This window comes from Cupriavidus necator (assembly GCF_013141915.1).
Taxonomy (GTDB): domain Bacteria; phylum Pseudomonadota; class Gammaproteobacteria; order Burkholderiales; family Burkholderiaceae; genus Cupriavidus; species Cupriavidus necator_B.
Map to the genome: position 1 here is coordinate 326278 of NZ_SROX01000004.1, position 26422 is coordinate 352699.

Sequence of the window (26422 nt, forward strand, 5' to 3'; positions counted from 1 at the left end):
GCGCCGCAGGACGGCGCGTTTTTTCCGGTCAGGTGTTGTCCGTCAGATGCCGCGCGATTGCTGCGAGGCCAGTACCGCGTGGGCACTGCCCGGCCCCTGCGTCAGGTTCGGCGAGGACGGGAAGCCGCGCTGCGGCGCCGCTGGCGAGGGCGAATGCTCGAGCCATTCCTTGACCCGGTTGGCATCGGCAAAGCGCGACAGCTTGCCGGCCGAATCCAGGAACACCATCACCACGTTGCGTCCTTGCACGCGGGCCTGCATCACCAGGCACTGGCCAGCCTCGGAGATAAAGCCGGTCTTCTGCAGGCCGATTTCCCAGTTGCCGCCGCGCACCAGGCGGTTGGTGCTGACGTAGTGCTGGGTGCGGCCCAGCACATTGACTTCATGCTCGGTCTGGGTCGAGTACTCGCGGATGGTCGGGTTGCGGTACGCGGCGTTGACCATGCGCACCAGGTCGGTCGCGCTCGACACATTGCTGCTCGACAGGCCGCTGGAATCGACGAAATGGCTGTCGTTCATGCCGAGCTCGCGCGCCTTGCGATTCATGGCCTGGACAAAGGCAGGCAGGCCGCCCGGGTAGTTGCGGCCCAGCGCCGACGCCGCGCGGTTCTCGGACGACATCAGCGCCAGCAGCAGCAGTTCCTGGCGCGTCAGCTGCGTGCCGAAGCGCAGGCGCGAGCTGCTGTGCTTTTCGGTATCGCGGTCTTCCTCGGAAATGGTCAGCACCTCATCCATCGGCAGGCGCGAGTCCATCACCACCAGCGCGGTCATCAGCTTGGTGATCGATGCAATCGGCAGCACGGCGCTGGCATTCTTCTGGAACAGCACCTCGTTGGAGTTCTGGTCCATCACCAGGGCCACGCTGGAACGCAAAGCCAGCGCGTCGTCGGTGTCGCGCAGGCCCATGGCTTCGCCCAGCGAAGGCTTCGACGGCGTAAACGCCGCCCGCACCGGTGCCGCGCGTTGCGCCACCACGACGTGGCGCTTGCCCTTCCTCAACACCACCACCTTGCGCGCGGATCGCTCGTCGCTGTCGGCGACCTTGGCGTTGCGCGCGCTTTTGGCAACCGGCTTGGCAGCGCTCTTTTTCTCGGCTTTGGCCGGCTTCTTGGTTGTTTTTTGTGTGGAGGCGGCTTTGGTGGCCGCTTCGGCCACGGGCACCGCGACCATCGACACCGACACCAGCACCGCGGCGGCGACGGCGGACAAGGGTGTGGAGCCGAAGAATCTGGAGAAATTGGAATCAGACCGGAACATGATTCGTTCAGCGCATAGGAATGGCGCTAGTGTAGGAAATAAAGAAATTGTTAGCAAGATTAAAGACTTACAGACGCTCCTTAAAGTTCGATTCACATATGTTTCCGCAATGCGAAAAAAGTACGCGATGCGTCACTGTGCGACCTCGAACTTCCGTGCGCTTGACCCAAGCGCCGTCCGGCTCACCCTTGCTACCCCTTGGTAGCGACAAAGCCAATACGCACAGGCGTCTGTTTATATCGGCGTCCATCGTTACATGTTGAAACAAATTTCACTATGAGAGAAAACGCGCAAACCTGCTAACCGGCTCCCGTTCCGTGGTGAGGCGGTTCGCGATGGCCTCCGGATCGGCAAAACCCAGCGACATGCCGCACACCACCATTTCTTCCGGTGGCAGCCGCAAGTGGCTGGCGATGATCTTGTGGAACTGCGTGAAGGCCGCCTGCGGACAGGTATCCAGCCCGCGTGCCCTGGCGGCGACCATGATGCTCTGCAGGAACATGCCGTAGTCCAGCCAGCTGCCCTGCTCCATGATGCGGTCGATGGTAAAGATGAGGCCCACCGGCGCATCGAAGAAGCGGAAGTTGCGAGCGTGCTGCTCATGCATGCGCGCCTTGTCCTCGCGGCTGATTTCCAGCAGGCCGTACAGGTCCCAGCCCACCTTGCGCCGCCGCGACAGATAGGGGTCGGCCCATTCGCGCGGATAGTACGGGTACTCCTCCCTGTACTTGCTGTCGCGCTCGGGATCTTCGTAGGCGGCAAGCACGTCGGCACACAGCTTCGCCTTGGCTTCGCCGGACAGCACATAGACCTGCCACGGCTGCGTATTGGTGCCGGACGGCGCGCGGCTGGCAACGGCCAGGATGTCTTCCACGGTGCTGCGCGGCACGGGCGTATCGAGAAAGGCCCGCACCGAACGCCGCGTCAGGATCGCGCGATCCACGCAGTCCACGGCATCCTGCGAACCGAATTGCTTCTCGTGGGACATGTTGTTCATTCCTGTCGCCCCTATTCCTGCCCCGTCATCGCACCCGTCGCCAATGGCAGCAGTGCCTCGCGCAGCGCGCCCGGCAAAGGTACCGGCCGGCGCGTGACGCGATCGACATAGACGTGGATGAAATGCCCTTGCGCGGCCGCGACCTCGTCATCGCCGCTGAACAGGCCCACCTCATAGCGCACGCTGGACGTGCCCAGCCTGGCCACGCGTAAACCCGCTATCACGGTCTCGGGAAAACTGAGCGACGAGAAGTAGTTGCACTGCGTCTCGATCACCAGCCCGATGGTGTCGCCCGACGTGACATCGAGCACGCCCTGCCGGATCAGATAGGTATTCACCACGGTGTCAAAATAACTGTAGTAGACAACGTTGTTAACGTGGCCATAGACATCGTTATCCATCCAACGCGTAGTGATCGGCTGGAAGTATGGATAGGCACTGCGCGGCTCGGCTTGCGGTTTCATGGGGCGAGAAGGAGACAGGACGCGAGACAGTACGAAATAGGAATATTCTGAATCAGCGGCCCACGCGATACGAACGCGCGGCGGCTAGCGGCGGATGACAAGGGCAACCCCCAGCGCGGCCAGTACCATGCCCCCGGCCGCCAGCGGCGGGAAGCGCTCGCCGAACAGCAGCCAGGCCATCACCGCGGTGGTGGGCGGGGTCAAATACATCAGGCTCGACACCCTGGTGGCCGCACCTTGCCGGATCAGCAGGAACAGTAGCGAGATCGCGCCGATCGACAGCGCCACCACCGACCACGCCAGTGCGGCCAGCATGGCGGGGGTCCACTGCACCACCCGCGTTTCGAACAGGAACATGAACGGCACGCACGCAAGCGCCGCGGCTGCGAACTGGATCACCGAGCCCATGCGCAGGTCGAACACAGGGCAGAAATGCCGCTGGTAGACCGTGCCCACGGTGATGCTGAACAACGCGCCGCCGGCCAGCGCGAGGCTTGCGGGAGTCAAGCCGCTTGCGCCCAGCTTGTTCGCCACCACCAGCGCCACGCCGGCGATGCCCAGCAGCAGGCCCAGCCACTGGCGTGCGCCGATGCGCTCGCCCATGCGGGTGGCGATCAGCGCGGTCAGGATCGGCTGCATGCCGACGATCAGCGCCGATACGCCTGCCGGCATGCCGAGCTTGATCGCCGCCCATACGCCGCCGAGATAACCCGCCTGCAGCAGCAGGCCGGCCACGGCGATATGGCCGACCGCGCGCCAGTCGGTCGCGGTCGAGCCCGCCAGGCGCGGCAGCGGCACGCGCGCCAGCAGCACGAACGGCACCATCAATACCAGCACGCCGGCAAAGCGCAGGAACAGGAAGGTCATCGGCTCTGCATACGGCATGCCGTATTTGGCGACGATAAAGCCCGTGCTCCAGATCAGCACGAACAGCCACGGCATCGATGCGACCCACAGGGCCGCCCTGGCGCTGGCCGCGCCAGGACGGCCTGACTCGAGCACATCGCTCATGACGCCACCGCAAGCTGCGCGGCCAGTTGCGCATAGCGGCCGTGATATTGCGCGGCAAGGCGAACCGTCTGCGCATGGACGGCAACGGTGTCTTCGATCTGGTTGCCGTAACCACCGGCCATTGTCACCGCCACCGGCAACCGGCGTGCTTGCGCGGCATCGAACACGAGCCGGTCGCGCCGTGCCAGCCCCGCCATCGTCAGCTTGAGCCGCCCGAGCCGGTCGCCCTCGTGCGGATCGGCGCCAGCCAGGTAAATCAGCAGGTCGGGTTCGAAGCGGCTGAACAGCGTGTCCAGCGCCGCTTGCAGCGCCTGCGCGTAGGCCTCGTCGTCACAGCCATCCGGCAGGCCGACGTCGAGGTCGCTCGCTTCCTTGCGGAACGGGTAATTTTTTTCGCCATGCAGCGACAGCGTGAATACCGATGGATCACCGTGCAGGATCGATGCGGTGCCGTTGCCCTGATGCACGTCCAGGTCGATCACGGCCACACGGCGCACTGCGCCGTCGCGCTGCAGCACGCGCGCCGCAATCGCGGCATCGTTGAAGACACAGAAGCCACCGCCCTTGTCGGCGTACGCATGGTGCGTACCGCCCGCCAGGTTCACGGCGACGCCTTCGCGCAGCGCGCCGCGACACGCCTCGATGGTGGCGCCCGCCGAGCGCCGCGAACGCTCCACCATCGCTTCGGACCACGGAAAGCCAATCTCGCGCTGGCGCGCCGAATCGAGCGTTCCGGCCGAGGCCGCTCGCACGTATTCCTGCGTGTGTGCCAGCAGCAGTGCATCGTCTCCAGCGCGCGGCGCCTCGGCCAGGCGCAGCCCCGGCACCTGTGCCGACACCGCATCGCGCAGCATGCTGTACTTGCGCATGGGAAAACGATGTCCGGGCGGCAGCGGCAGCACGAAGTGGTCGGCGTAGAAAGCGAGCATGGATGCGTGGTCGATTCTTTTCACGTCTTGTTGGAGGGACGCCGGCCTTGGCCGGCCGCCCTGGCGCGGGCAGCCTGGCATGGTAGCACCCCTGCCGCCGTATCGCCGGGGAGGCCGCGAATGGCGTCGGCGCCACCTTGAGGCGTCATTCCATCCGGCTTTTTGTGCGATGCACAAAATCTTCTTGACATTGGATTGGCCATCTCTAAAATACCAATTGTTGCGGCGCACAAACCTTAACTGGGCGCCCTGACCCACCCACACGCCTGGGCTGGCCGAAACGGGCACAACACCGTCACGGCCCTGACATCTAGGCGGCTTAATTTGCTTGACCTTGAAGTTCACCACTGGAGACCAGCAATGATCCTGACCCCGGAACAAGTCGCAGCAGCACAAAAGGCTAACCTCGAAACGCTGTTCGGCCTGACCACCAAGGCGTTTGAAGGCGTCGAAAAGCTCGTCGAACTGAACCTGCAGGTCGTCAAGACCACGTTTGCCGAAAACGTGGAAAACGCCAAGAAGGCGCTGTCGGCCAAGGACGCGCAAGAACTGCTGGCCCTCCAGGCCGCAGCCGTGCAGCCGGTCGCCGAAAAGACCCTGGCCTACACCCGTCACCTGTACGAGATCGCTTCGGAAACCCAGAGCGAATTCGCCAAGGTGGCCGAGGCCCAGCTGGCCGAAGGCTCGAAGAACGTCCAGGCCCTGGTCGAAAACTTCGCAAAGAACGCCCCGGCCGGTTCGGAATCGACCGTGGCCATCGTGAACTCGGCAATTTCCGCTGCCAACAACGCCTACGAGTCGGTGCAGAAGGCGACCAAGCAAGCTGTCGAAATGGCTGAAACCAACTTCCAGGCTGCGGCCTCGGCCGCCACCAAGGCTGCCCAGCAAGCCAGCGCCACGGCTCGCACGGCCACGGTGAAGAAGGCTGCTGCTGCCTGATAGCGGTCTGCGTTGAAGATGGACCGGCTCCGGCCGGTCCGTTGGCAAAGCCCATCGGCGCCCTGCGCATGCGGTGAGCTTTGCCAACGATGAAGGTAGTGCCCTGACCGAGCGCCGGCGCTGCCTGCTCTGCCGATGTCTCCTCGGTACCGCGGTCTCCTTGTCCAAAGGTATCGTTAAACCCGACCTCTACAGGTCGGGTTTTTTTTGGTTCTCTCGATCCTGACTGTCCGCTTCACGCTGCAGGCGCCCACGCATTGATGCTGAGGATTCGTGGCGGTTAATTGCGTAACCACCAAAACAAAACCCGCCATCCAGGCGGGCTTTTGCCAAGTCAGCGGACAGCGCCTTAACGCTTGCGCGGAGGCGGCACGTCCGTGCAGGTCCCTTCATAGATCTCCGCCGCCATGCCGATCGACTCTCCGAGCGTCGGGTGCGGATGGATGGTCTTGCCGATATCCACCGCGTCGGCGCCCATCTCGATCGCCAGGCACACTTCGCTGATCAGGTCGCCGGCATGCGTGCCGACGATGCCGCCGCCGATCACGCGATGCGTTTCCTCGTCGAAGATCAGCTTGGTGAAGCCCTCGTCACGGCCGTTGGCGATGGCGCGGCCCGAAGCCGCCCAGGGGAACACGCCCTTGCTGTACTTGATCCCCTTCTCCTTGCATTCGTCTTCGGTCACGCCGGCCCAGGCCACTTCCGGATCGGTGAAGGCCACTGAAGGAATCTGCTTGGCATCGAAGTAAGCCTTCTCGCCATGCGCGGCCTCGGCGGCCACGTGCGCTTCGTGCACGGCCTTGTGCGCCAGCATCGGCTGGCCGACGATATCGCCGATCGCAAAGATATGCGGCACGTTGGTGCGCATCTGCTTGTCGACGTCGATAAAGCCGCGCTCGGTCACGGCAACGCCGGCCTTCTCGGCGCTGATGCGCTTGCCGTTGGGCGAGCGGCCCACCGACACCAGCACCAGGTCATAGCGCAGCGGCTCGGCCGGCGCGGCTTCGCCTTCGAACTTGACGTAGATGCCGTCAGGCTTGGCTTCCACCGCGACCGTCCTGGTGTTCAGCATGACCTTGCCGAAGCGGTCCTTGTTCTTCTTTTCCCAGACCTTGACCAGGTCGCGGTCGGCGCCATTCATCAGGCCCGGCAGCATTTCGACGACATCGATGTCGGCCCCCAGCGTGCTGTACACCGTGGCCATTTCCAGCCCGATGATGCCGCCGCCGATGACCAGCATCTTGTTGGGGACCTCGGGCAGCTCCAGCGCGCCGGTCGAGTCGACGATGCGCGGGTCTTCCGGGATAAAGGGCAGCTTCACCGCCTGGCTGCCGGCGGCGATGATCGCCTTCTCGAAGCGGATCACCGTCTTCTTGCCGGTGGTCTGCTTGCCTTCCCCTTCGGTCAGTTCCACTTCCAGGTGATGCGGGTCGAGGAAATTGCCCACGCCGCGCACTACCTGCACCTTGCGCGCCTTGGCCATGCCGGCCAGGCCGCCGGTCAGCTTGCCCACCACCTGGTTCTTGTAGTGGCGCAGGCCGTCCAGGTCGATCTTGGCTTCGCCGAACAAGATGCCGTGGGCAGCCAGCGCCTTGGCTTCGTCGATCACCGCGGCGTTGTGCAGCAACGCCTTGGACGGGATGCAGCCCACGTTCAGGCAGACCCCGCCGAGCGTGCCGTAGCGCTCCACCAGCACGGTATTCATGCCCAGGTCGGCGGCGCGGAACGCGGCCGAGTAGCCGCCGGGACCGGCGCCCAGCACCAGCATTTCGCACTGGATATCGGCGCCGCCGGCATGGCTGGCAGCAGCGGGCGCCGGGGCGGCCGCGGCGGGCGCCGGAGCGGCTGCGGGAGCCTGCGCCGCGGCCGGAGCCGGTGCTTGCGCAGGCGCCGCGGCAGCGGCGGCCTGGGCCTCGATGGTGCAGATCACTGCGCCCTGGCCCACTTTGTCGCCAACCTTGACCTTGACATCGACTACCTTGCCGGCGGCCGACGACGGCACGTCCATGCTGGCCTTGTCGGATTCCAGCACGATCAGGGACTGCTCCACCTCGACCGTGTCGCCGGCCTTGACCAGCACCTCGATCACTTCCACCGCGTCGAAATCGCCGATATCCGGCACCTTGACTTCGATCACACTCATATTTGCTCCTCTATGCGCGCCCGCCTCTCGGCTCAGGGCGCGCCGTCGTTGTTGGTTGCTGCGTCGCCGGTCGCGGGATTGCCGTCCGTGGCATCGTCCGCCGCGGCGTCGCCCCCGTGCAGCCGCACGGTGTGCACCTCGATCGGACCTGCCGAACTCTTGTCGAACTCAACCCCGGCATCGACACCGATGCGCGCGATCTCGCCTGCACCCAGGTCCGGCCGGTCATAGACCGCATGCATTGCACCCAGTGCGTAGTTGCGGCCCGAGCCGATGCCCCAGAAGCGGTCGAACGAAAACACCTCGCGATACGAATAGACGCCGAAGATGCCCGCCGGATTGGCGATCAGGCATACGATCTGCGACGACTCGTAGGGATCGTCATCGTCTTCCTTGGTATTGACGAAGTAGTCCGACTTCAGCTTCTCGTGCACCTTCAGGAAGGTGCGGAACACGTCGTCGCGCGAGCCCAGCCGGCACTCGTCGCCCAGCCCTGCCAGCAGCGTGCGCATGACCGGAAAGTGCGCCGTGGTCCCGGCCAGCGCGATAAAGCCGTCGCCCACCGGAAACACCTTCTGGTTGCGCTCGTACGCGCGCGACAGGCGCGTATCGCCGAAGGTCACGAGCGCGTCCGCCGCGATCGCCACCTCGGCGCCCTTCCTGACGACAACACAGGTAGTCATGGCTCGCTCCTCCGGTTCACTCAGGCGCTGGCCTTTCGCACACCGGCATAGCCAGTGTGCGTTGCGGCGGCTTTAGAGCAGGATGCGGCGGAAGTCCGCCAGCAGTTGCCCAAAGTACGTGTTGAAACGCGCGGCCTCGGCCCCGTCGATGACGCGGTGGTCCCACGACAGCGACAGCGGCAGCGTCAGGCGCGGCGCGAACTGCTTGCCGTCCCACACCGGCTTCATGTAGGACTTGCACACGCCCATGATGGCCACTTCCGGCGCATTGATGATCGGCGTGAAATACGTGCCGCCGATGCCGCCCAGCGACGAGATCGAGAAGCAGCCGCCCTGCATCTGGTCGGGCTTGAGCTTGCCGTCGCGCGCGAGCTTGGCCAGCTCGCCCATTTCCTGGCTGATCTCGAGCACGCCCTTCCTGTCGGCGTCCTTGATCACCGGCACGACCAGGCCGTTCGGGGTGTCGGCGGCGAAGCCGATGTTGAAGTACTTCTTCAGCACCAGGTTGTCACCGTCGAGCGACGCATTGAAGTTCGGGAACTTCTTCAGCGCCGCGACCGTGGCCTTGATCATGAACGCCAGCATGGTCACCTTGATGCCAGCCTTCTCGTTTTCCTTGTTCAACTGGACGCGGAAGGCCTCGAGTTCGGTGATATCCGCCTCGTCATGGTTGGTGACGTGCGGGATCATGACCCAGTTGCGGTGCAGGTTCGCGCCCGAGATCTTCTTGATGCGCGACAGGGCCTTGCTTTCGATCTCGCCGAAGCGGGTGAAATCGACCTTCGGCCACGGCAGCAGGCCCAGCTCGCCACCACCGGCGCCAGCAGCGGCGCCAGCCTGTGCCGGCGCGGCGGCCTGGCCGGTCATCACGCCCTTGACGTAGTTCTGCACGTCTTCCTGGGTGATGCGGCCCTTGGGGCCGGTGCCCGGCACGCGCGCGACATCAACGCCCAGTTCGCGCGCGAACTTGCGCACCGACGGGCTGGCGTGGGCGGCCTTGCCGGTTGCGCCGGCAGCAGCCGGCGCGGCAGCGGCGGGCGCCGGGGCGGGGGCCGGCGCGGCTGCAGGCGCCGGCGCCGGGGCAGGCGCGCTGGCAGCCGGTGCCGCAGCGGCGGCGGCCGGGGCGGCGGCAGCGGCGCCGCCTTCCAGGATCAGCAGCAGCGTGCCTTCGGAGACGTTATCGCCGACCTTGACCTTGACTTCCTTGACCACGCCGCCCTGCGGCGAGGGCACGTCCATGGTGGCCTTGTCCGATTCCAGCGTCACCACCGCGTCTTCGGCGTTGATGGTGTCGCCGGGCTTGACGTGGACTTCGATGACGGGCACGGCGTCGTAGTCGCCGATATCGGGCACCTTGACTTCGATGGCAGCGCCACCGCCAGCCGGCGCCGCGGCGGGAGCCGGCGCGGGAGCCGGCGCGGGGGCCGCTGCGGGTGCGGGAGCCGGTGCGGGGGCGGGCGCAGCTGCCGGCGCCGGAGCAGGAGCCGGCGCTACCGCGGCCTGCCCGGCCGGTTCCAGCATCACCAGCACCGAGCCTTCGGCCACGTTGTCGCCCACCTTGATCTTGACGTCCTTGACCACGCCGGCCTGCGGCGAGGGCACGTCCATGGTGGCCTTGTCGGACTCCAGCGTCACCAGCGCGTCTTCCGCGTTGATGCTGTCGCCGGGTTTCACATGCACTTCAATGACGGGAACGGCGTCATAGTCGCCGATGTCCGGCACCTTGATTTCAATCGCTTGACTCATTCAGTGTCTCCTGGGCAGGCCGGCACGCGCGACGTCCGCAAGCGGCGAGATTACCTTCGCCGCCCGCTTCTGTCACGCCGCCATGCCGCAAGGCGCCATCCGGGCTATGCCGGGGCGCCCGCGGCACGGCGCTGCCGTACTGCGGGGGTGGGTGCAGGCTGCCGGATCAGACCGACATCGGGTTGGGCTTGTTCGGGTCGAGGTTGTACTTCTTGATGGCCTCGGCGACCTTGTCGCGGCCAATCGCACCCTCGTCGGCCAGCGCCTTGAGCGCGGCCAGCGTGACCCAGTAGCGGTCCACTTCAAAGAAGTGGCGCAGCTTCTCGCGCGTATCCGAGCGGCCGAAGCCGTCGGTGCCCAGCACCACGTAGCGGCGCGGCACGTAGGGGCGGATCTGCTCGGCAAAGGTGCGCACGTAGTCGGTCGAGGCAATCACCGGGCCGCGGGCCGACTTCAGCTTCTGCGTGACAAACGCTTCGCGCTGGGTCTCGGCCGGATGCAGCAGGTTGAAGCGCTCGGCGGCCTGGCCGTCACGAGCCAGCTCGGTGAAGCTCGGGCAGCCCCACAGGTCAGACTCGACGCCCCAGTCCTTCTTCAGCAGGTCGGCGGCGGCGATCACCTCGCGGAAGATCGTGCCGGAGCCCAGCAGCTGCACGCGCGGCGCGTTGCTGTTCTCGACGCCCTTGCGGAACTGGTACATGCCCTTGACGATGTCCTGCTCTACGCCAGCCGGCATTTCCGGATGCTCGTAGTTCTCGTTCATCACCGTCAGGTAGTAGTAGACGTCTTCCTGCTCGGCGTACATGCGGCGCAGGCCGTCCTGCATGATCACCGCCAGTTCGTACTGGAAGGTCGGGTCGTACGAGATGCAGTTGGGGATCACCGCGTGGAACACGTGCGAATGGCCGTCTTCATGCTGCAGGCCTTCGCCGTTCAGCGTGGTGCGGCCGGCGGTGCCGCCCAGCAGGAAGCCGCGCGAGCGCATGTCGGCGGCGGCCCAGCACAGGTCGCCGATCCGCTGGATGCCGAACATCGAGTAGTAGATGTAGAACGGGATCATCTGCACGCCGTGCGTCGAGTACGACGTGGCGGCGGCGATCCAGTCGCACATGGCGCCGGCTTCGTTGATGCCTTCCTGCAGCACCTGGCCAGTCTGCGATTCCTTGTAGAACATCAGCTGGTCGTGGTCTTCCGGCACGTACTTCTGGCCTTCCTGGTTCCAGATGCCGACCTGGCGGAACAGGCCTTCCATGCCGAAGGTGCGCGACTCGTCCGGGACGATGGGCACCACGTGCTTGCCGATCTGCTTGTCCTTGAGCAGCGTGTTCAGGATCCGCACGAAGGCCATGGTGGTGGACACTTCGCGGCCTTCGCCGGTGGCCTTGAGCAGCGCCTCGAACGCCTTCAGCTCGGGCACCGCCAGGGCTTCGGCCTTCTGGCGCCGGGCCGGCAGGTAGCCGCCCAGGTTCATGCGCGCCTGGCGCATGTATTCCAGTTCCTTCGAGCCTTCCTCGAAGGTGATGTACGGCACTTCTTCCAGCTTGTCGTCGGCGACCGGCAGGTTGAACTGGTCACGGAACTTGCGGATCGCGTCCACCGGCATTTTCTTCTGCTGGTGCGCGACGTTCATGGCCTGGCCGGCGTCGCCCATGCCATAGCCCTTGATGGTCTTGGCCAGGATCAGCGTGGGCTGGCCCTTGTGTTCGCTGGCGGCCTTGTAGGCGGCGTAGATCTTGTGCGGATCGTGGCCGCCGCGGTTCAGGCGCCAGATATCCTCGTCGGACCAGTCGGCGACCATCGCCTTCAGTTCAGGCGTGTTGAAGAAATGCTCGCGGACGTAGGCGCCGTCCTTGGCCTTCATGGTCTGGTACTCGCCGTCCACGCAGTCCATCATGCGCTTCATCAGCAGGCCCTTGGTGTCGCGTGCCAGCAGCGAATCCCACTTGCTGCCCCACACCACCTTGATCACGTTCCAGCCCGCGCCGCGGAACTCGGACTCCAGCTCCTGGATGATCTTGCCATTGCCGCGCACCGGGCCGTCCAGGCGCTGCAGGTTGCAGTTGATGACGAAGACCAGGTTGTCGAGCTTCTCGCGGCCGGCCATGCCGATCGCGCCCAGCGATTCCGGCTCGTCGGTCTCGCCATCGCCCAGAAAGGCCCAGACCTTGCGGTCGCCGGCCTTGGCCAGGCCGCGGCTGTCCAGGTACTTCATGAAGCGGGCCTGGTAGATGGCCATGATCGGGCCCAGGCCCATCGACACCGTCGGGAACTGCCAGAAGTCCGGCATCAGCCACGGGTGCGGGTACGACGAGATGCCCTTGCCGTCGACTTCCTGGCGGAAGTTGTCGAGCTGCTCGGGGGTCAGGCGGCCCAGCAGGAAGGCGCGCGAATACACGCCCGGAGCCGAGTGGCCCTGCACGAAGACCAGGTCGCCGCCGCTCTGTTCCGAGGGGGCGCGCCAGAAATGGTTGTAGCCGACATCGTACAGCGTGGCCGCCGAGGCAAACGACGAGATATGGCCGCCGACGTTGGTGTGCTTGTTGGCGCGCAGCACCATCGCCATGGCGTTCCAGCGGGTGTACGAGCGGATCCGGTGCTCGATGTCCTGGTCGCCGGGGATGCGCGCCTGCTGCTCGACGGGGATGGTGTTGATGTACTGCGTCTCGGCGTGGAACGGCTGGGTCACGCCGTTCACGCGGGCGTATTCGATCTGCTTGTCGATCAGGAAGGCGGCGCGCGCCGGGCCTTCGGCGGCCAGCACGCCCTGCAGGGCGTCAAGCCATTCATGGGTTTCCTGGGGATCGGCGTCGTTGGCGCTCGAGGCGCCGAGGATCTGCTCTGGTACGGCGGACATGACTGTCTCCTGGGTGAATTCTTCGCTTCCGCGTCCGCGCTGGAGCGCGCGCACACGACTCTCTTACGTATGACTCGCACCGATTTGCGGAGGATCGGCGCCATTGCCGCCTTGCATCGGGGCCGCCGCCGGGAAACCTGTTCCGGTTTCTCCGCGCGGCAGGCGCATGGCTACCGCCCGCATTCTTGGGTCGGACCGATTCTATGGAAGCCGAAAGTCGAGCACAAGCGAAATTTTCAAATTGCGATATCGTTTTTTATAATGTGGAATTATGTCGCAGCGCACAAAGAATCACAGCCAGACCAGCGCGCGTTGCGCTGCAATCGTGCCCACGCTGGCCTGCGCCGCCTGAATTTCATTGGCGCTTTCCCCAAGCGACGCACCGCAATAATCTCGGTACACTGGTCGGTCAGCCGTCAATCCCTCCCATGCCGTTTTTTAACCGCCTCGATCTTCTTTTCCGCAGCCTGCGTGCCGCCATGCTTCCCTCCGATGCGTCGGGTACAGCCAAGGCCGCGGGCGGCGAGTCCGCGCCCGTCCCGCATGCGCCTTCCCCGGCGGCCGGGCTGGGGCCGATCGAAGCGCTGGGACCCGACGATGGCGCACCGGTGGCGCCGCCGCGCGGCCTCTGGTGGCTGCGCTGGCGCAACCTGGTCGCCACCAGCTGGTTCATGTTCATCCCGCTGGTTGCCATTGTGCTCTTCACCGTGGCGATGGGCGTAATCCTGTGGTCGCTGCACGAGACCGAACGCCAGCAGCAGCGCGACGCCCTGTACCGCGATGCGGCCTGGGCGCAGCAGCGCGTGCGCCTGTCGCTGCTGAGCAACCAGGACCAGCTAGCCTCGCTCGCGCGCGACATTGCCGCCGCGCAGCTGGAGCAAGGCGCGTACCGCACCGCGGCGCAGGAAATCCTGCGCGAGAACCCCGAGGTAGTCTTCATCAACTGGCTCGACGCCACCAAGCGGGGGCGCTGGTCGCTGCCGTCGACCTCTGAATTCGCCAGCCGCCTGCGCGAAAACCAGGACCAGCCGCTCGAACCCGAGGTGCTCGACACCTTCGACGCCGCGCGCGAGACCCAGCGCGTGGTCTACTCGCGCCCGCTGGTCAATGAACGCGGCGACAGCTTCATGCTGATGGAAGTGCCGATCGTGCGCGACAACGAGTTCCTCGGCACGCTGGGCGCGCTCTATTCGATCAACGGCATCCTGACCCACCTGCTGCCGCCCGAGCTGACCGAGCGCTACCGCTTCTCGCTGATCGACAAGAACAACCAGACCCGCGCCAGTACGTCGCTGCGACCGGTGCCGGGCAATGCGCTGTCGTACGAGGTGCTGCTGGATCCGCCCGGCCACTCGCTGTCGCTGCGCGCCGATGCCTACCCGCCAGCCTCCAACTTGCCCAACAACATGCTGCTGTGGCTGGTGGTGGGGCTGTCGTGCTTCCTGCTGTGGAGCCTGTGGAGCATGTGGCGGCACACCAGCCGCCGCTCCGAGGCGCAGCGCGCGCTGCTGGCCGAGACCTCGTTCCGGCGCGCGATGGAAAACTCGATGCTGATCGGCTTGCGCGCGCTCGACCTGAACGGCCGCATCACCTACGTCAACCCGGCGTTCTGCCGCATGACCGGCTGGCAAGAGAACGACCTGGTCGGGCGCCTGCCGCCCTTCCCCTACTGGCCGCCCAATGACCAGCAGGAGATGCAGAAGCAGATCGACCTGACCCTGCAGGGCAAGTCCCCCGCCGGCGGCTACGAGATGCGCGTGATGCGCCGCGACGGCAGCAGCTTCTATGCGCGCATGTACGTGTCGCCGCTGGTGGACAGCCGCGGCCGCCACACGGGCTGGATGAGCTCGATGACGGACATCACCGAGCCCAAGCGCGCGCGCGAGGAACTGGCCGCCGCGCACGACCGCTTCACCACCGTGCTGGAAAGCCTGGACGCCGCGGTGTCGGTGCTGGCCACCGACAAGGCTGAGTTGCTGTTCGCCAACCGCTACTACCGCCAGCTGTTCGGCTGGGAGGCCGAGGGTCACCTGAAGCTGGCCGGCGACGAACTCGACAAGGACCAGGTCTCCAGCGACAACACCGACTATGTCGATGCCTATGCCGGCCTGCCGGCATCGGAACTGATGCCGTACGCATCGGATGCGCGCGAGGTGTTCGTGCCCGACATGCAGAAATGGTTCGAAGTGCGCCGCCGCTATATCCAGTGGGTCGACGGCCACCTGGCGCAGATGCAGATCGCCACCGACATCACCGTGCGCAAGGCCGCCGAGGAAATGGCGCGCCAGCATGAAGAACGCCTGCAGTTCACCAGCCGCCTGACCACCATGGGCGAGATGGCGTCGTCGCTGGCGCATGAGCTGAACCAGCCGCTGGCGGCGATCAACAACTACTGCATGGGCGCGGTGGCGCGGCTGCATTCCGGCCGCAGCACGCCCGAGGACCTGATCCCGGTGCTGGAGAAGACCTCGGCGCAGGCGGTGCGCGCCGGCACCATCATCAGCCGCATCCGCGGCTTCGTGAAGCGCAGCCAGCCGCAGCGGCGCGAGGCCGCGCTGCACGACATCGTCGCCGACGCGGTGGGCCTGGCCGACCTGGAGGCCACGCGCCGCCGCGTCACCATCCTGACGCGCCTGCCGACGCCGCCGCTGACGGTCTATGTCGACCCGGTGCTGATCGAGCAGGTGCTGGTGAACCTGCTCAAGAACGCGGTCGAGGCCATGGCCGGCCTGCCCGCGATGCGGGCCGGCGGCGTGGTGCGGCTGCACGCGCGGGTCGAGGCGGGCGAGATCGGCGACAACGTCCATATCGACGTGATCGACCAGGGCCCGGGCGTCGACGAGGCCACCAAGGAGCGGCTGTTCGAGCCTTTCTTCAGCACCAAGTCCGACGGCATGGGCATGGGGCTGAACATCTGCCGCTCGATCATCGAGTCGCACCAGGGCCGGCTGTGGGTCGAGAACAATGTCGACGGCATCGGCTGTACCTTCAAGATCATGCTGCCGCTGCAGTCGGCGCTGGTCGAAACGCTGGCCGAATAACAAGCGCCCGCGCCCGGCGGGCTCCGCGCACCCGCGCGCATCATCCGGTGCTGGCACCCGCTGCGCCGCTTCCCCTCCGACGTGGGGGGCCTGTCTCGCCACAGAGGGCCGCTGCCGGTTACACTTCGCAGCAATGAATGGTTGTCCCGAGGAGACTACATGACCGCAACGCCAAACCCCACGCCCCACCGCGGCGAGACCGTATTCATCGTGGACGACGATGAAGCCATGCGCGACTCGCTGACCTGGCTGCTGGAGGGCAATGGCTATCAGGTGCGCAGCTTCACCAGTGCCGAGCAGTTCCTCGCCGCCTACGACGCCAGCCAGGTGTCCTGCCTGATCCTCGACGTGCGCATGCCCGGCATGAGCGGCCCGGAACTGCAGGAGCGCATGATCGCCGAGCAGATCGACATCCCCATCGTCTTCATTACCGGCCACGGCGACGTGCCGATGGCGGTGTCGACGATGAAGCGCGGCGCGATCGACTTCATCGAGAAGCCCTTTGACGAGTCCGAGTTGCGCGCGCTGGTCGAGCGCATGCTGCAGAAGGCCCGCACCGACCACTCCACCGCCCGCGAGCAGCGCGCCGCCAAGGACCTCCTGGGCAAGCTGACCACGCGCGAGCAGCAGGTGCTGGAGCGCATCGTGGCCGGCCGCCTGAACAAGCAGATCGCCGACGACCTGGGCATTTCCATCAAGACCGTGGAGGCGCACCGCGCCAACATCATGGAAAAGCTCAACGTCAACACCGTCGCCGACCTGCTGCGCCTGGCGCTGTCGCGCAACAGCTGAGCAGCGGGCGCCTGTTCCCTTCCCGGGTGCGGCCTGGGGCCGCACTGGAGTGCCGCTGCTTGCCCTTGCTCCGCTGACCCCATAGGGCTCAGCGGACCAGGTAATCCTCGTCCCGGAACGTCACCACCCATTGCGGCCGATAGATCACAAAGACCGCCACCAGCATGCCGGTCAGGAACGCCTCGCCAAAGGCCAGGATAACGGCCCCCAGCAGCGTGTCGGACAGGCTCAGCGGCAGTCCCGGCATCGTCAGGTAGCGCCAGCCCGCCTGCGCCGCGCCAGCTGCCAGCGCGGCCAGGCCCGCGGTGAAATACCCGTGCCCCAGGATGAAGACGAACGGGTGGTGCGGCAGCAGGCGCCGCATTGCCGTATGCAGGCCGGCCGAGATCAGCGCCGGCAGCAGCGCCAGCCAGACATAGCGCACCCATAGCGCGGCCCAGTCGAATTGGCTCCAGCCGTGACCGGCCAGGTACTCCAGCCCCAGCAGCGAAACCACGTCGGCGACAAACAGCGACAACAGCGCAAGCGGCAGCCCGAACAACGTCACCATCAGTGTGGCGCCGAACAGCTGGATCACGACTCCGCCGGCCAGCGTCGCCCGCACCGTCCACAGCAGCGCCACCAGCACCATCGCACCCAGCCAGGCATGCTGCAGCGCATCGCGGCGCAGCAGCCGCCAGGGCCGGCGCGTCAGCGCCCACAGCACTCCGGCCACGGACAGCAGCACCAGCAGCGGATCGGACAGCGTCGAGGCAAGCGCGGTAGGCATGCGGCCGATGCTACCAGTGCCGGGCGGCATGAGGGCTGGCGGCGGTCAAGCTCCGTGCGACAGGCCTCGCGCAGCCTTTATAATTCCGCCTTTGGCCCCTGCCGCGCGCCTGCGCAGGCCGGCGCCGCCACCTTCTCGCCATCACCCCGCCCTGCCTCCATGCCCGCCCAACTGATCGACGGCAACGCCCTTGCCAAGCAAATCCGCTCCGAAGCCGCCCAGCGCGCCGCCCGCCTGACCGAACGCGGCCACCAGCCCGGCCTGGCCGTGGTCCTGGTGGGCGAAGACCCGGCCAGCCAGGTCTACGTGCGCAACAAGGTCAAGGCCTGCGAGGACAACGGCTTCCATTCGTCGCTGGACCGCTATCCGGCCGACCTGTCCGAGGCCGACCTGCTGGCCCGCATCGACGAACTCAACCGCGATCCCCGCATCCACGGCATCCTGGTGCAGCTGCCGCTGCCCAAGCACATCGACAGCCACAAGGTGCTGGAAGCGATCGCGCCGGAAAAGGACGTCGACGGCTTCCACGTCGCCAATGCCGGCGCGTTGATGACCGGCGCCCCTCTGTTCCGCCCGTGCACGCCCTATGGCTGCATGAAAATGCTGGAATCGATCCAGTATCCGCTGCGCGGCGCGCGCGCGGTGGTGGTGGGCGCCTCCAATATCGTCGGCAAGCCGATGGCGATGCTGCTGCTGCAGGCCGGCGCCACCGTCACCATCTGCAACAGCAAGACGCGCGATATCGGCGCCCACACCCGCGACGCCGACGTGGTCGTGGCCGCGGTCGGCAAGCGCAACCTGATCACCGCCGACATGGTCAAGCCCGGCGCGGTGGTGATCGATGTCGGCATGAACCGCGACGACCACGGCAAGCTGTGCGGCGATGTCGACTTCGCCGGCGTGCGCGAAGTCGCCGGCTACATCACGCCGGTACCCGGCGGCGTGGGCCCGATGACCATCACCATGCTGCTGATCAATACGCTGGAAGCCGCCGAGCGCGCTGCGGGCTAACCCCCACGCCTTGCCGCCCGCGCACCATGCGCCACCCGGGGCACTGGAAAATCCGCCGCCCCGGCCCCATCTGCGGGAATATTGCCTGACCGAGCCAGCCAACCGAGAACACGCCATGGACCACGCCGCCACCGCTACCAATCCGCTGCTGGACTTTTCCGACCTGCCCCGCTTTGCCGAGATCCGGCCGGAACACATCAGCCCCGCGCTCGACGTGCTGCTGGAGCGCGCGCAACAGGCCGTCGCCCGCGCCGAAGATCCCGCCACGCCGGCCGACTGGGCCAACGCCGTGCAGGCGCTGGAAGCCGCCACCGAACCGCTGGGCCGCGCCTGGGGCGTGGTCAGCCACCTGAGCGCCGTCGCCGATACGCCCGAGCTGCGCCAGGCGCATGCCGAGAACCTGCCGCGCATGACCGAGTTCTGGTCCTCGCTGGGGCAGAGCCTGGCGCTGTACGACAAGTACAAGGCGCTCGCGGCCAGCCCCGAGTTCGCCGGCATGAGCGCGGCGCGCCACCAGCTGATCGAGAACGAACTGCGTGGCTTCCGCCTGGGCGGCGCCGAACTGCCCGAGGACAAGAAGCCCCGCTTCGCCGAGATCCAGGAGCAGCAGGCGCAGCTATCCAAAGCCTTCTCCGACCACGTGCTGGACGCCACCAACGCGTACACGCTGATCATCGAAGACGAAGCGCGCCTGTCCGGCCTGCCCGACGATGCCCGCGAAGCCGCCCGCCACGCCGCGGAAAAAGATGGCAAGCCCGGCTGGAAGTTCACACTGCACTTCCCCTCCTACTTCCCCGTGCTGCAGTACGCTGACGACCGCGCGCTGCGCCAGACCCTGTACGAGGCCAACGTCACGCGCGCCTCCGAGCTCGGCCCGCAGCATGGCCAGGGCCAGGCCGACTGGGACAACACCGCGAATATGCGCGAGCAGCTGGCGCTGCGCCGCGAAGAGGCGCGGATGCTCGGCTACCAGTGCTATGGCGAAGTCTCGCTGGTGCCGAAAATGGCCGAGTCACCGGCCGAGGTGCTCAAGTTCCTCGACGAACTGGCAGTCAAGGCGCGCCCATACGCCGAGCAAGACTGGGCCGAGCTGAAGGCGTTCGCCGCGGCCGAGCTGGGCCTGCCGGAACTGGCACCGTGGGACGTGGCCTACGCCTCGGAGAAGCTGCGCCAGCAGCGCTATGCCTTCTCCGAACACGAGGTCAAGCAGTATTTCCCGGAGGCCAAGGTGCTCGAGGGCCTGTTTGGCGTGGTGCAGAAGCTGTTCTCGGTACGCATCGAGCCCGAGCCCGCGCAGACCTGGCATCCGGACGCGCGCTTTTTCCGCGTCAGCACCGCCGATGGCACGCTGCTGGCCCAGTTCTACATCGACCTGTACGCGCGCGAAGGCAAGCGCGGCGGCGCGTGGATGGACGATGCCCGCGGCCGCAAGGTGCTCGAGCAAGGCGGCGTGCAGACGCCGGTGGCCTACCTGACCTGCAACTTCTCGGCGCCGGTGGGCGGCAAGCCCGCGCTGTTCACGCACGATGAGGTCATCACCCTGTTCCACGAGTTTGGCCACGGGCTGCACCACATGCTGACGCAGGTGGGCGAGCTGGGCGTATCGGGCATCAACGGCGTCGAGTGGGATGCGGTGGAACTGCCGTCGCAGTTCATGGAGAACTTCTGCTGGGAATACGAGGTGCTGACCGGCATGACCCGGCACGTCGACACCGGCGAGCCGCTGCCGCGCGCGCTGTTCGATCGCATGCTGGCGGCCAAGAATTTCCAGAACGGCATGATGACGCTGCGTCAGATCGTGTTCTCGTCGTTCGACATGCACCTGCATACCGATTTCGATCCGGCCGGCGCCACCTCCGTGCTGGACCTGTCGCGCCAGATCAACGACCGCGTGCACGTGGTGCCGCAGCATCCGCTGTCGCGCTGGCCGAACACCTTCAGCCATATCTTTGCCGGCGGCTATGCGGCCGGGTACTACAGCTACAAGTGGGCGGAAGTGCTGTCGGCCGACGTCTACGCGGCGTTCGAAGAGGCTGCGCAGTTGTCGGGCACGGTGCTGGACAGTGAAACCGGCGCGCGCTACCAGCGCGAGATCCTGTCGGTCGGCGGCAGCCGCCCGGCGATGGACTCGTTCGTCGCCTTCCGCGGCCGTGCGCCGCAGATCGACGCGCTGCTGCGTCATGGCGGGATGGCGGCATGAGCGCGCTGGGACTGCCGGGCCAGGGCCCGCTGCGCATCGCCAGCTGGAACGTCAATTCGCTCAAGGTACGGCTGCCGCAGGTGCTGCAGTGGCTGGCCGAGCAGGACCAGGCCGGCGCGCCGATCGACGCGCTGTGCCTGCAGGAACTGAAGCTGCCGGACGACAAGTACCCGCTGGCCGAACTGGAAAACGCCGGTTTCCACAGCGTCTACACCGGCCAGAAGACCTACAACGGCGTCGCCATCCTGGCCCGCGACGCGAGCATGCCAGGCCCCGTCGACGTGGTGCGCAACATCCCCGGTTTCGAGGATGCGCAGCAGCGCGTGATCGCCGCAACCTATGGCGACCTGCGCCTGGTCTGCGCCTACTTCCCGAACGGGCAGTCGCCCGACTCGGACAAGTTCGCCTACAAGCTGCAATGGCTGGATGCCATGAACGCGTGGCTGCGCGAGGAAATGGCACGGCACCCGCGGCTGGCGCTGCTGGGCGACTTCAATATCGCGCCGGAAGACCGCGACGTGCACGATCCGGCCAAGTGGGAAGGCCAGAACCTGGTCTCGCCGCCCGAGCGCGCCGCCTTTGCCGCGCTGCTCGAACTGGGCTTGGCCGATGCGTTTCGCAAGTTCGAACAGCCGGAGAAGGCATTCTCGTGGTGGGACTACCGCATGCTCGCGTTCCGGCGCAATGCCGGGCTGCGCATCGACCATATCCTGCTGTCGCCCGCGCTGACCGAGCAGTGCAGTGCCTGCGTGATCGACCGGGTACCGCGCACGTGGGAGCAGCCGTCCGACCACACACCGGTGGTGGCGACGCTGCATTGCGGCTGACACGCCCGGGCATGCGCGCGCGGCCTTGCTGGCGCGTGGCGCCGGTTCAGGCAAGCCCGGGCAAGCCCCGCTCGCCCCAAGGTGCCATGCCCGCTACACTGCGGACATGAGCCCTTCCAGCCAGGCCATGTTTCGCCATCGCAATCTCCCTCACCTGCTGCTGCAAGCGCGCGAAGCGTTGCTGGCCGGCTTCCGGCCGATCCTGCGGCAGTTCGGCGTGACCGAGCAGCAATGGCGCGTGCTGCGCACGCTCAACGAGCGCGGCCCGATGGAGCCCAACCAGCTGGCCGAGGCCTGCCTGATCCTGAGCCCCAGCCTGACCCGCATGCTGGCGGGCATGGAAGACGCCGGGCTGGTGGAGCGCACCCGCTCCGCCACCGACCAGCGCCGCCAGCTGGTCACCCTGACCGCCGCCGCGCACGACATCATCGCCGCGATGGAACCTCTGATCGACGCCCGCTATCAGCAGCTTGCGCAGCAGCTGGGGGCCGAGCGGCTGGCCGAGGTCTATCGCGCGCTTGACGCCATGCTGGCCAGCCTTGCCGCGCAGCCGGCGGCGCCGCCATCCACTTCGCCCGCCTCCGCTGCCCTGCCGTCGTCCGGACCTGGCGGCGCAGCCGGCTAGCCCGTCCTGTTCTCTGCCGATGCCCGCACTGTCCCCCGGCTCCCTGCTGCCACGCCTGTTCCCATGGAGCCAGCGCGTCGATTCGACCACGCTGCGCGCCGACCTGGTGGCAGGACTGCTCGGGGCGGTGCTGGTGCTGCCGCAGGGGGTGGCGTTCGCCACGCTCGCTGGCCTGCCGCCGCAATACGGCATCTACAGCGCGGTGGTGCCGTGCATCGTGGCGGCGCTGTTCGGTTCCAGCTGGCATGTCATGTCAGGGCCGACCAACGCCAACTCGCTGGCGCTGTTCGCGATGCTGAGCCCGCTTGCGTTTGCGGGCAGTCCGGCCTATATCGGCCTGGCGCTGGCGGTCACCATCGTGGTGGGCGTGATGCAGCTGGCGGTGGGCACGCTGCGGCTGGGCTCGCTGGCCAACTTTATTTCGCCGTCGGTGCTGCTTGGGTTCACCTGCGGTGCCGCGACGCTGATCGGCCTGTACGCACTGAAGGACCTGTTCGGGCTGTCGGTGCCGACCGGCACCAGCGCCTTCGGCGTGCTGCGCCACCTGTTCGAGCATGCCGCCAGCATCAACTGGGACGCGGCCATGGTAGGCGCGGTCACGCTGGCGGTGACGCTGCTGTGCAAGCGGCTGTGGCGGCGCCTTCCCTTCATGCTGCTGGGCCTGCTCGCCGGCTATGGCGTGGCATTGCTGCTGAACCAGGCTGGCGGCCATCACGTCAACGTGGTCGGGCCGATTCCGTCGGCGCTGCCGCACTTCCAGGCGCCCGACGTGGACTGGCGCAAGCTGCCCGACCTGCTGGGCATCGCCGCGGCGCTGACCATCGTCGCGCTGGGCCAGTCGATCTCGATCGCCAAGGCGGTGGCGTTGCGCTCGGGCCAGCATATCGATGCCAACCGCGAGTTTATCGGCCAGGGGCTGTCGAATATCGCGGGCGGCTTTTTCTCAGGCTATATCTCCTGCGGCTCGCTCAACCGCTCGGTGCCAAACTTCGAGGCTGGCGCGCGCACGCCGCTGGCGAGCGTGTTCTCGGCGCTGTGGCTGGTGGCGCTGGTGGCCGTCAGTGCCCCGCTGCTGGCGCAGATCCCGATGGCGGCGATCGCGGCAATGCTGCTGCTGGTGGCGTGGGGCCTGCTCGACCTCGCGCGGCTGCGCCGCATCTTCACGCTCAGCCGCACCGAGTTCGCGATCGCCATCGGCACCTTTGCCGCCACGCTGGTGATCCGGCTGGAAATGGCGGTGCTGCTCGGCACCGTGCTGTCGCTGGTGGCCTACCTGTACCGCACCGCGCGGCCCGCCGTGCGCAGCCTGGTGCCGGACGCCGACGACCCCGGCCGGCGCTTTACGCCGCTGGACGAGCTTCGCCGTCCGCAGCCGGAATGCCCGCAGCTCAAGCTGCTGCGCATGGAAGGCGCGATCTATTTCGGCGCCGTGCAATACGTGACCGACCGCCTCCATTGGCTGCGCACGGTCAATGCCGGTCAGACCCACCTGCTGGCGATGACCAAGAGCATGAACTTCATCGACCTCGCCGGCGCGGAAATGTGGGAATACGAGCTGAGCGAGCGCCGCGCGCTGGGCGGCGACCTCTACTTCCACCGTCCACGTACGCAGGTGCTGCAGACCTGGGCGCAGACCGGCTTTGCCGACAAGCTCGGCGCCGACCACATCTTCCCGACCAAGCGGCAGGCACTTCACACCATCATCGGACAGCTATCGCCGGAGATCTGCGCCCGTTGCTCGGTGCGAATCTTCGAGGAATGCACGTCGCGGCCGGGCGGCGCGGCCGCGCCCGCGCACGCGCGCTCCGCAGCAGGAACGGCTGCAAAAAACTAAAAAAGAAACTGGGATCTGCCTGCGCCGGCGGCGCCGGCTAGGCAAGCAAGGCCGGACGGCCTACGCTCTGGTCGCTGACAACAGATGGGCGCCCGCGGCTTGCCTGAGGCGGGCCGGGGCATCCATCCGCATCAGATCGGCGCCACGTGGGCGCGCTTGACGACGATAGGCTGCGGCGCGCCCTGCTCGATCAGCACCACGGCGGCGCGTTCGATGGTTTCGCGGCCGGCGCGGAATGCTTCTTCGAGTGACAGCACCTGGTCGGCGCTGAAACCTTCCCACAGTGCTTCGCGTGTCACCACGCAAGTCACCTTCTCGCCATTGACAAGTGCCTGGAACAACAAGCCTTCGTTATTGATGTCGTAGCGCTCTTGCTCTTGGAATTTGATATCCATCGGTGCAGCCCTCCATATGCAAGTGGAGAAACATCCTAACATGGCTCCGGCAAAATCGGATGGGTACAACCCATGCGAATGGGTTCATCCGGAAGACCGCCGCGACTGCCGTTCGGTTCCGTCGGCCGCCCCCTTCGCACGCGGGGCACGCTGCGGCAGCTTGCCATGGCAATTGCGTCAGGCAATTGACAGCGGCGGAAATCATGCTAAAATCTCGTTCTTCGTTGGGGCGTTAGCTCAGTTGGTAGAGCAGCGGACTCTTAATCCGTAGGTCGAGTGTTCGAGTCACTCACGCCCCACCACCGAATACAAAAAGGCCGGCAGCAGCAATGCTTCCGGCCTTTTGCTTTTTGCATCCGCTTTTGCGCTGCGCGGCATGCACGCATCCGCCGCGGCACGGCGCACCGGCCTGTGCCGCAGCGATGCTTCGTCAGGCGCCGAGGCTGGCACGTTCGAACAGCGTGCGGGCCAGCGCGCGATGTCGCAGCAGCACATCGGGCAGGTCGGCCGTCAGCAGCTCGCCGTCACGCACCACTTCCCTGCCGTTGATCACGCTGGTGGCGACATTGGCGGGCGTGCAGAACACCAATGCCGCCACCGGGTCATGGCCGGCGCCGGCAAACCCGACGGTCGACATGTCGAAGGCGACGAAGTCCGCCGACATGCCCGGCGCCAGCGCACCGATATCGTCGCGGTTGAGCACGCGTGCGCCGCCCAGCGTGGCGATTTCCAGCGCCTCGCGCGCGCTCATCGCGGCCGGCCCGTAGCCGACCCGCTGCAGCAGCAGCGCCTGGCGCGCCTCGCCCAGCATATGCGCGCCGTCGTTCGATGCGCTGCCGTCGACGCCCAGGCCCACCGGCACGCCCGCATCGCGCATGGCACGCACCGGCGCAATGCCCGATGCCAGCCGCATGTTAGAGCACGGGCAATGCGCCACGCCCGTGCCGGTGCGCGCGAACAGCGCGATGCCTTCCGTATCGAGCTTGACGCAGTGCGCATGCCACACGTCGTGGCCGACCCAGCCCAGGTCCTCGGCATACTGCGCTGGCGTCATCCCGAACTTTTCGCGCGAATAGGCGATGTCGTTGTCGTTCTCGGCCAGGTGCGTGTGCAGCGACACGCCGTAGTGCCGCGCCATCACCGCCGATTCGCGCATCAGGTCGCGCGACACCGAGAACGGCGAGCATGGCGCCAGCACCACGCGCAACATCGCATGGCGCGCACTGTCGTGGTACTGCTCGACCAGCCGCTGGCTGTCGCGCAGGATGGCAGCTTCTTCTTCGACCACCACGTCCGGCGGCAGGCCGCCCTTGCTGCGGCCCACGCTCATCGAGCCGCGCGCGGCATGGAAGCGCATGCCCATCTCTTGCGCCGCGGCAATCGAATCATCGAGGCGCGATCCGTTGGGGAACAGGTAGAGATGGTCGCTGGTGGTGGTGCAGCCCGACAGCATCAGCTCGGCCATCGCGGTCTTGGTCGACACCGCGATCATTTCCGGCGTCAGGTGCGACCACAGCATGTACAGGTTGGTCAGCCACGAGAACAGCTCGGCATCCTGGGCCGCGGGCACCGCGCGCGTCAGGCTCTGGTACATGTGGTGATGCGTATTGACCAGGCCAGGCGTGACCACGCGGCCGCGCATGTCGAGCACCTGCGCGCTGCCGTCGTCGGCCATGCGCCGGTATTGCGGTGGCAGTTCCGCGCTGGGGCCGACCCATTGCACGGCGGGGCCTTCGGCGACCAGCGCTCCGTCGCGGATCTCGCGGCGCTGGGCGTCCATGGTCACCAGGACATCGGCATGGAGGGCAATCAGGGTCATGGCGGAATTCCTTCTGGGTAGCGGATGAGATGACGGTCGGAACCGATCGCCGCCAGTCTACGGCGGCGCGCTGCCGCATCCCAAGC

Annotated in this window: 20 protein-coding genes and 1 tRNA gene; 9 read left to right on the forward strand and 12 right to left on the reverse strand. The window is 66.6% G+C overall.

Going from position 1 to position 26422, the window contains the following annotated elements; genetic code table 11:
* Positions 1-42 precede the first annotated feature (42 nt).
* From pbpG to E5S69_RS11280, 5 genes are all read right to left on the reverse strand, one after another.
* Positions 43-1257, reverse strand: a complete 1215-nt coding sequence (pbpG, locus tag E5S69_RS11260; RefSeq protein ID WP_171514727.1) for a D-alanyl-D-alanine endopeptidase — start codon at positions 1255-1257, stop codon at positions 43-45.
* Between the two features lie 274 nt (positions 1258-1531).
* Entirely contained in the window at positions 1532-2254 is a 723-nt protein-coding gene (locus tag E5S69_RS11265) for a nitroreductase (RefSeq protein ID WP_171514728.1), read from the reverse strand.
* A gap of 11 nt (positions 2255-2265) precedes the next feature.
* A complete protein-coding gene (locus E5S69_RS11270) occupies positions 2266-2718 on the reverse strand; it encodes an acyl-CoA thioesterase (protein ID WP_171514729.1) in 453 nt (150 codons plus the stop codon).
* Between the two features lie 84 nt (positions 2719-2802).
* Positions 2803-3729, reverse strand: a complete 927-nt coding sequence (locus E5S69_RS11275; protein ID WP_171514730.1) for a DMT family transporter — start codon at positions 3727-3729, stop codon at positions 2803-2805.
* On the reverse strand, positions 3726-4658 hold the full coding sequence (locus tag E5S69_RS11280; protein ID WP_171514731.1) for a histone deacetylase family protein: 933 nt from the start codon (positions 4656-4658) through the stop codon (positions 3726-3728). The genes E5S69_RS11275 and E5S69_RS11280 overlap by 4 nt, the downstream gene beginning before the upstream one ends.
* A gap of 360 nt (positions 4659-5018) precedes the next feature.
* On the opposite strand from E5S69_RS11280, the gene phaP1 reads away from it, so the two are divergent.
* On the forward strand, positions 5019-5597 hold the full coding sequence (gene phaP1 / locus E5S69_RS11285) for a TIGR01841 family phasin PhaP1 (RefSeq protein ID WP_171514732.1): 579 nt from the start codon (positions 5019-5021) through the stop codon (positions 5595-5597).
* A gap of 349 nt (positions 5598-5946) precedes the next feature.
* Here the strand turns inward: phaP1 and lpdA are convergent, their stop codons facing one another.
* The 4 genes from lpdA to aceE form a co-directional block, all read right to left on the reverse strand.
* Positions 5947-7740: a dihydrolipoyl dehydrogenase gene (lpdA, locus tag E5S69_RS11290; RefSeq protein WP_171514733.1), complete on the reverse strand. Its 1794-nt coding sequence runs from the start codon at positions 7738-7740 to the stop codon at positions 5947-5949.
* 32 nt (positions 7741-7772) lie between these two features.
* Positions 7773-8423 carry an MFS transporter gene (locus E5S69_RS11295; protein WP_171514734.1) on the reverse strand — a complete coding sequence of 217 codons (651 nt, stop codon included), beginning with the start codon at positions 8421-8423 and terminating at the stop codon, positions 7773-7775.
* 72 nt (positions 8424-8495) lie between these two features.
* Positions 8496-10169, reverse strand: a complete 1674-nt coding sequence (aceF, locus tag E5S69_RS11300) for a dihydrolipoyllysine-residue acetyltransferase (RefSeq protein ID WP_171514735.1) — start codon at positions 10167-10169, stop codon at positions 8496-8498.
* Between the two features lie 166 nt (positions 10170-10335).
* Positions 10336-13023: a pyruvate dehydrogenase (acetyl-transferring), homodimeric type gene (gene aceE, locus E5S69_RS11305; RefSeq protein ID WP_171514736.1), complete on the reverse strand. Its 2688-nt coding sequence runs from the start codon at positions 13021-13023 to the stop codon at positions 10336-10338.
* A 428-nt stretch (positions 13024-13451) separates the two neighbouring features.
* Here aceE and E5S69_RS11310 point away from each other — a divergent pair, with 428 nt between their 5' ends.
* Both E5S69_RS11310 and E5S69_RS11315 read left to right on the forward strand, forming a co-directional pair.
* Entirely contained in the window at positions 13452-16064 is a 2613-nt protein-coding gene (locus tag E5S69_RS11310; protein WP_171514737.1) for a PAS domain S-box protein, read from the forward strand.
* Between the two features lie 159 nt (positions 16065-16223).
* A complete protein-coding gene (locus E5S69_RS11315) occupies positions 16224-16856 on the forward strand; it encodes a response regulator transcription factor (RefSeq protein ID WP_115662376.1) in 633 nt (210 codons plus the stop codon).
* A gap of 88 nt (positions 16857-16944) precedes the next feature.
* Here E5S69_RS11315 and E5S69_RS11320 read toward each other — a convergent pair whose 3' ends face one another.
* Positions 16945-17625, reverse strand: coding sequence for a hypothetical protein (locus E5S69_RS11320; RefSeq protein WP_171514738.1), 681 nt, complete (start codon positions 17623-17625; stop codon positions 16945-16947).
* A 159-nt stretch (positions 17626-17784) separates the two neighbouring features.
* On the opposite strand from E5S69_RS11320, the gene folD reads away from it, so the two are divergent.
* From folD to E5S69_RS11345, 5 genes are all read left to right on the forward strand, one after another.
* Entirely contained in the window at positions 17785-18636 is an 852-nt protein-coding gene (gene folD, locus E5S69_RS11325; RefSeq protein WP_116387672.1) for a bifunctional methylenetetrahydrofolate dehydrogenase/methenyltetrahydrofolate cyclohydrolase FolD, read from the forward strand.
* A gap of 115 nt (positions 18637-18751) precedes the next feature.
* Complete coding sequence (locus E5S69_RS11330) at positions 18752-20836, forward strand: M3 family metallopeptidase (RefSeq protein ID WP_171514739.1); 2085 nt, start codon at positions 18752-18754, stop codon at positions 20834-20836.
* On the forward strand, positions 20833-21663 hold the full coding sequence (gene xth / locus E5S69_RS11335; RefSeq protein ID WP_171514740.1) for an exodeoxyribonuclease III: 831 nt from the start codon (positions 20833-20835) through the stop codon (positions 21661-21663). Before E5S69_RS11330 ends, xth begins: the two co-directional genes overlap by 4 nt.
* Before the next feature lie 106 nt (positions 21664-21769).
* On the forward strand, positions 21770-22288 hold the full coding sequence (gene hpaR / locus E5S69_RS11340; protein ID WP_171514741.1) for a homoprotocatechuate degradation operon regulator HpaR: 519 nt from the start codon (positions 21770-21772) through the stop codon (positions 22286-22288).
* A gap of 19 nt (positions 22289-22307) precedes the next feature.
* A complete protein-coding gene (locus E5S69_RS11345; protein WP_171514742.1) occupies positions 22308-24122 on the forward strand; it encodes a SulP family inorganic anion transporter in 1815 nt (604 codons plus the stop codon).
* A gap of 131 nt (positions 24123-24253) precedes the next feature.
* On the opposite strand, the gene E5S69_RS11350 is transcribed toward E5S69_RS11345, so the two are convergent.
* Positions 24254-24517, reverse strand: coding sequence for a DUF1488 domain-containing protein (locus tag E5S69_RS11350; protein ID WP_018006788.1), 264 nt, complete (start codon positions 24515-24517; stop codon positions 24254-24256).
* 226 nt (positions 24518-24743) lie between these two features.
* Here E5S69_RS11350 and E5S69_RS11355 point away from each other — a divergent pair.
* Positions 24744-24819, forward strand: a tRNA-Lys gene (locus E5S69_RS11355).
* A 128-nt stretch (positions 24820-24947) separates the two neighbouring features.
* Here E5S69_RS11355 and E5S69_RS11360 read toward each other — a convergent pair.
* Positions 24948-26336, reverse strand: coding sequence for an 8-oxoguanine deaminase (locus E5S69_RS11360; RefSeq protein WP_171514743.1), 1389 nt, complete (start codon positions 26334-26336; stop codon positions 24948-24950).
* Positions 26337-26422: the final 86 nt, after the last annotated feature.

Excerpts from the sequence above, each read along its gene's own strand:
- E5S69_RS11315 (WP_115662376.1), top strand. The coding sequence starts at position 16,224 with ATGACCGCAACGCCAAACCCCACGCCCCACCGCGGCGAGACCGTATTC.
- E5S69_RS11345 (WP_171514742.1), top strand. The coding sequence starts at position 22,308 with ATGCCCGCACTGTCCCCCGGCTCCCTGCTGCCACGCCTGTTCCCATGG.
- E5S69_RS11270 (WP_171514729.1), bottom strand. The coding sequence starts at position 2,718 with ATGAAACCGCAAGCCGAGCCGCGCAGTGCCTATCCATACTTCCAGCCG.
- E5S69_RS11280 (WP_171514731.1), bottom strand. The coding sequence starts at position 4,658 with ATGCTCGCTTTCTACGCCGACCACTTCGTGCTGCCGCTGCCGCCCGGA.
- E5S69_RS11265 (WP_171514728.1), bottom strand. The coding sequence starts at position 2,254 with ATGAACAACATGTCCCACGAGAAGCAATTCGGTTCGCAGGATGCCGTG.
- aceE (WP_171514736.1), bottom strand. The coding sequence starts at position 13,023 with ATGTCCGCCGTACCAGAGCAGATCCTCGGCGCCTCGAGCGCCAACGAC.
- E5S69_RS11275 (WP_171514730.1), bottom strand. The coding sequence starts at position 3,729 with ATGAGCGATGTGCTCGAGTCAGGCCGTCCTGGCGCGGCCAGCGCCAGG.
- E5S69_RS11320 (WP_171514738.1), bottom strand. The coding sequence starts at position 17,625 with ATGCCTACCGCGCTTGCCTCGACGCTGTCCGATCCGCTGCTGGTGCTG.
- E5S69_RS11350 (WP_018006788.1), bottom strand. The coding sequence starts at position 24,517 with ATGGATATCAAATTCCAAGAGCAAGAGCGCTACGACATCAATAACGAA.
- E5S69_RS11330 (WP_171514739.1), top strand. The coding sequence starts at position 18,752 with ATGGACCACGCCGCCACCGCTACCAATCCGCTGCTGGACTTTTCCGAC.
- xth (WP_171514740.1), top strand. The coding sequence starts at position 20,833 with ATGAGCGCGCTGGGACTGCCGGGCCAGGGCCCGCTGCGCATCGCCAGC.
- phaP1 (WP_171514732.1), top strand. The coding sequence starts at position 5,019 with ATGATCCTGACCCCGGAACAAGTCGCAGCAGCACAAAAGGCTAACCTC.
- pbpG (WP_171514727.1), bottom strand. The coding sequence starts at position 1,257 with ATGTTCCGGTCTGATTCCAATTTCTCCAGATTCTTCGGCTCCACACCC.
- aceF (WP_171514735.1), bottom strand. The coding sequence starts at position 10,169 with ATGAGTCAAGCGATTGAAATCAAGGTGCCGGACATCGGCGACTATGAC.
- hpaR (WP_171514741.1), top strand. The coding sequence starts at position 21,770 with ATGAGCCCTTCCAGCCAGGCCATGTTTCGCCATCGCAATCTCCCTCAC.
- E5S69_RS11310 (WP_171514737.1), top strand. The coding sequence starts at position 13,452 with ATGCCGTTTTTTAACCGCCTCGATCTTCTTTTCCGCAGCCTGCGTGCC.
- E5S69_RS11295 (WP_171514734.1), bottom strand. The coding sequence starts at position 8,423 with ATGACTACCTGTGTTGTCGTCAGGAAGGGCGCCGAGGTGGCGATCGCG.
- lpdA (WP_171514733.1), bottom strand. The coding sequence starts at position 7,740 with ATGAGTGTGATCGAAGTCAAGGTGCCGGATATCGGCGATTTCGACGCG.
- E5S69_RS11360 (WP_171514743.1), bottom strand. The coding sequence starts at position 26,336 with ATGACCCTGATTGCCCTCCATGCCGATGTCCTGGTGACCATGGACGCC.
- folD (WP_116387672.1), top strand. The coding sequence starts at position 17,785 with ATGCCCGCCCAACTGATCGACGGCAACGCCCTTGCCAAGCAAATCCGC.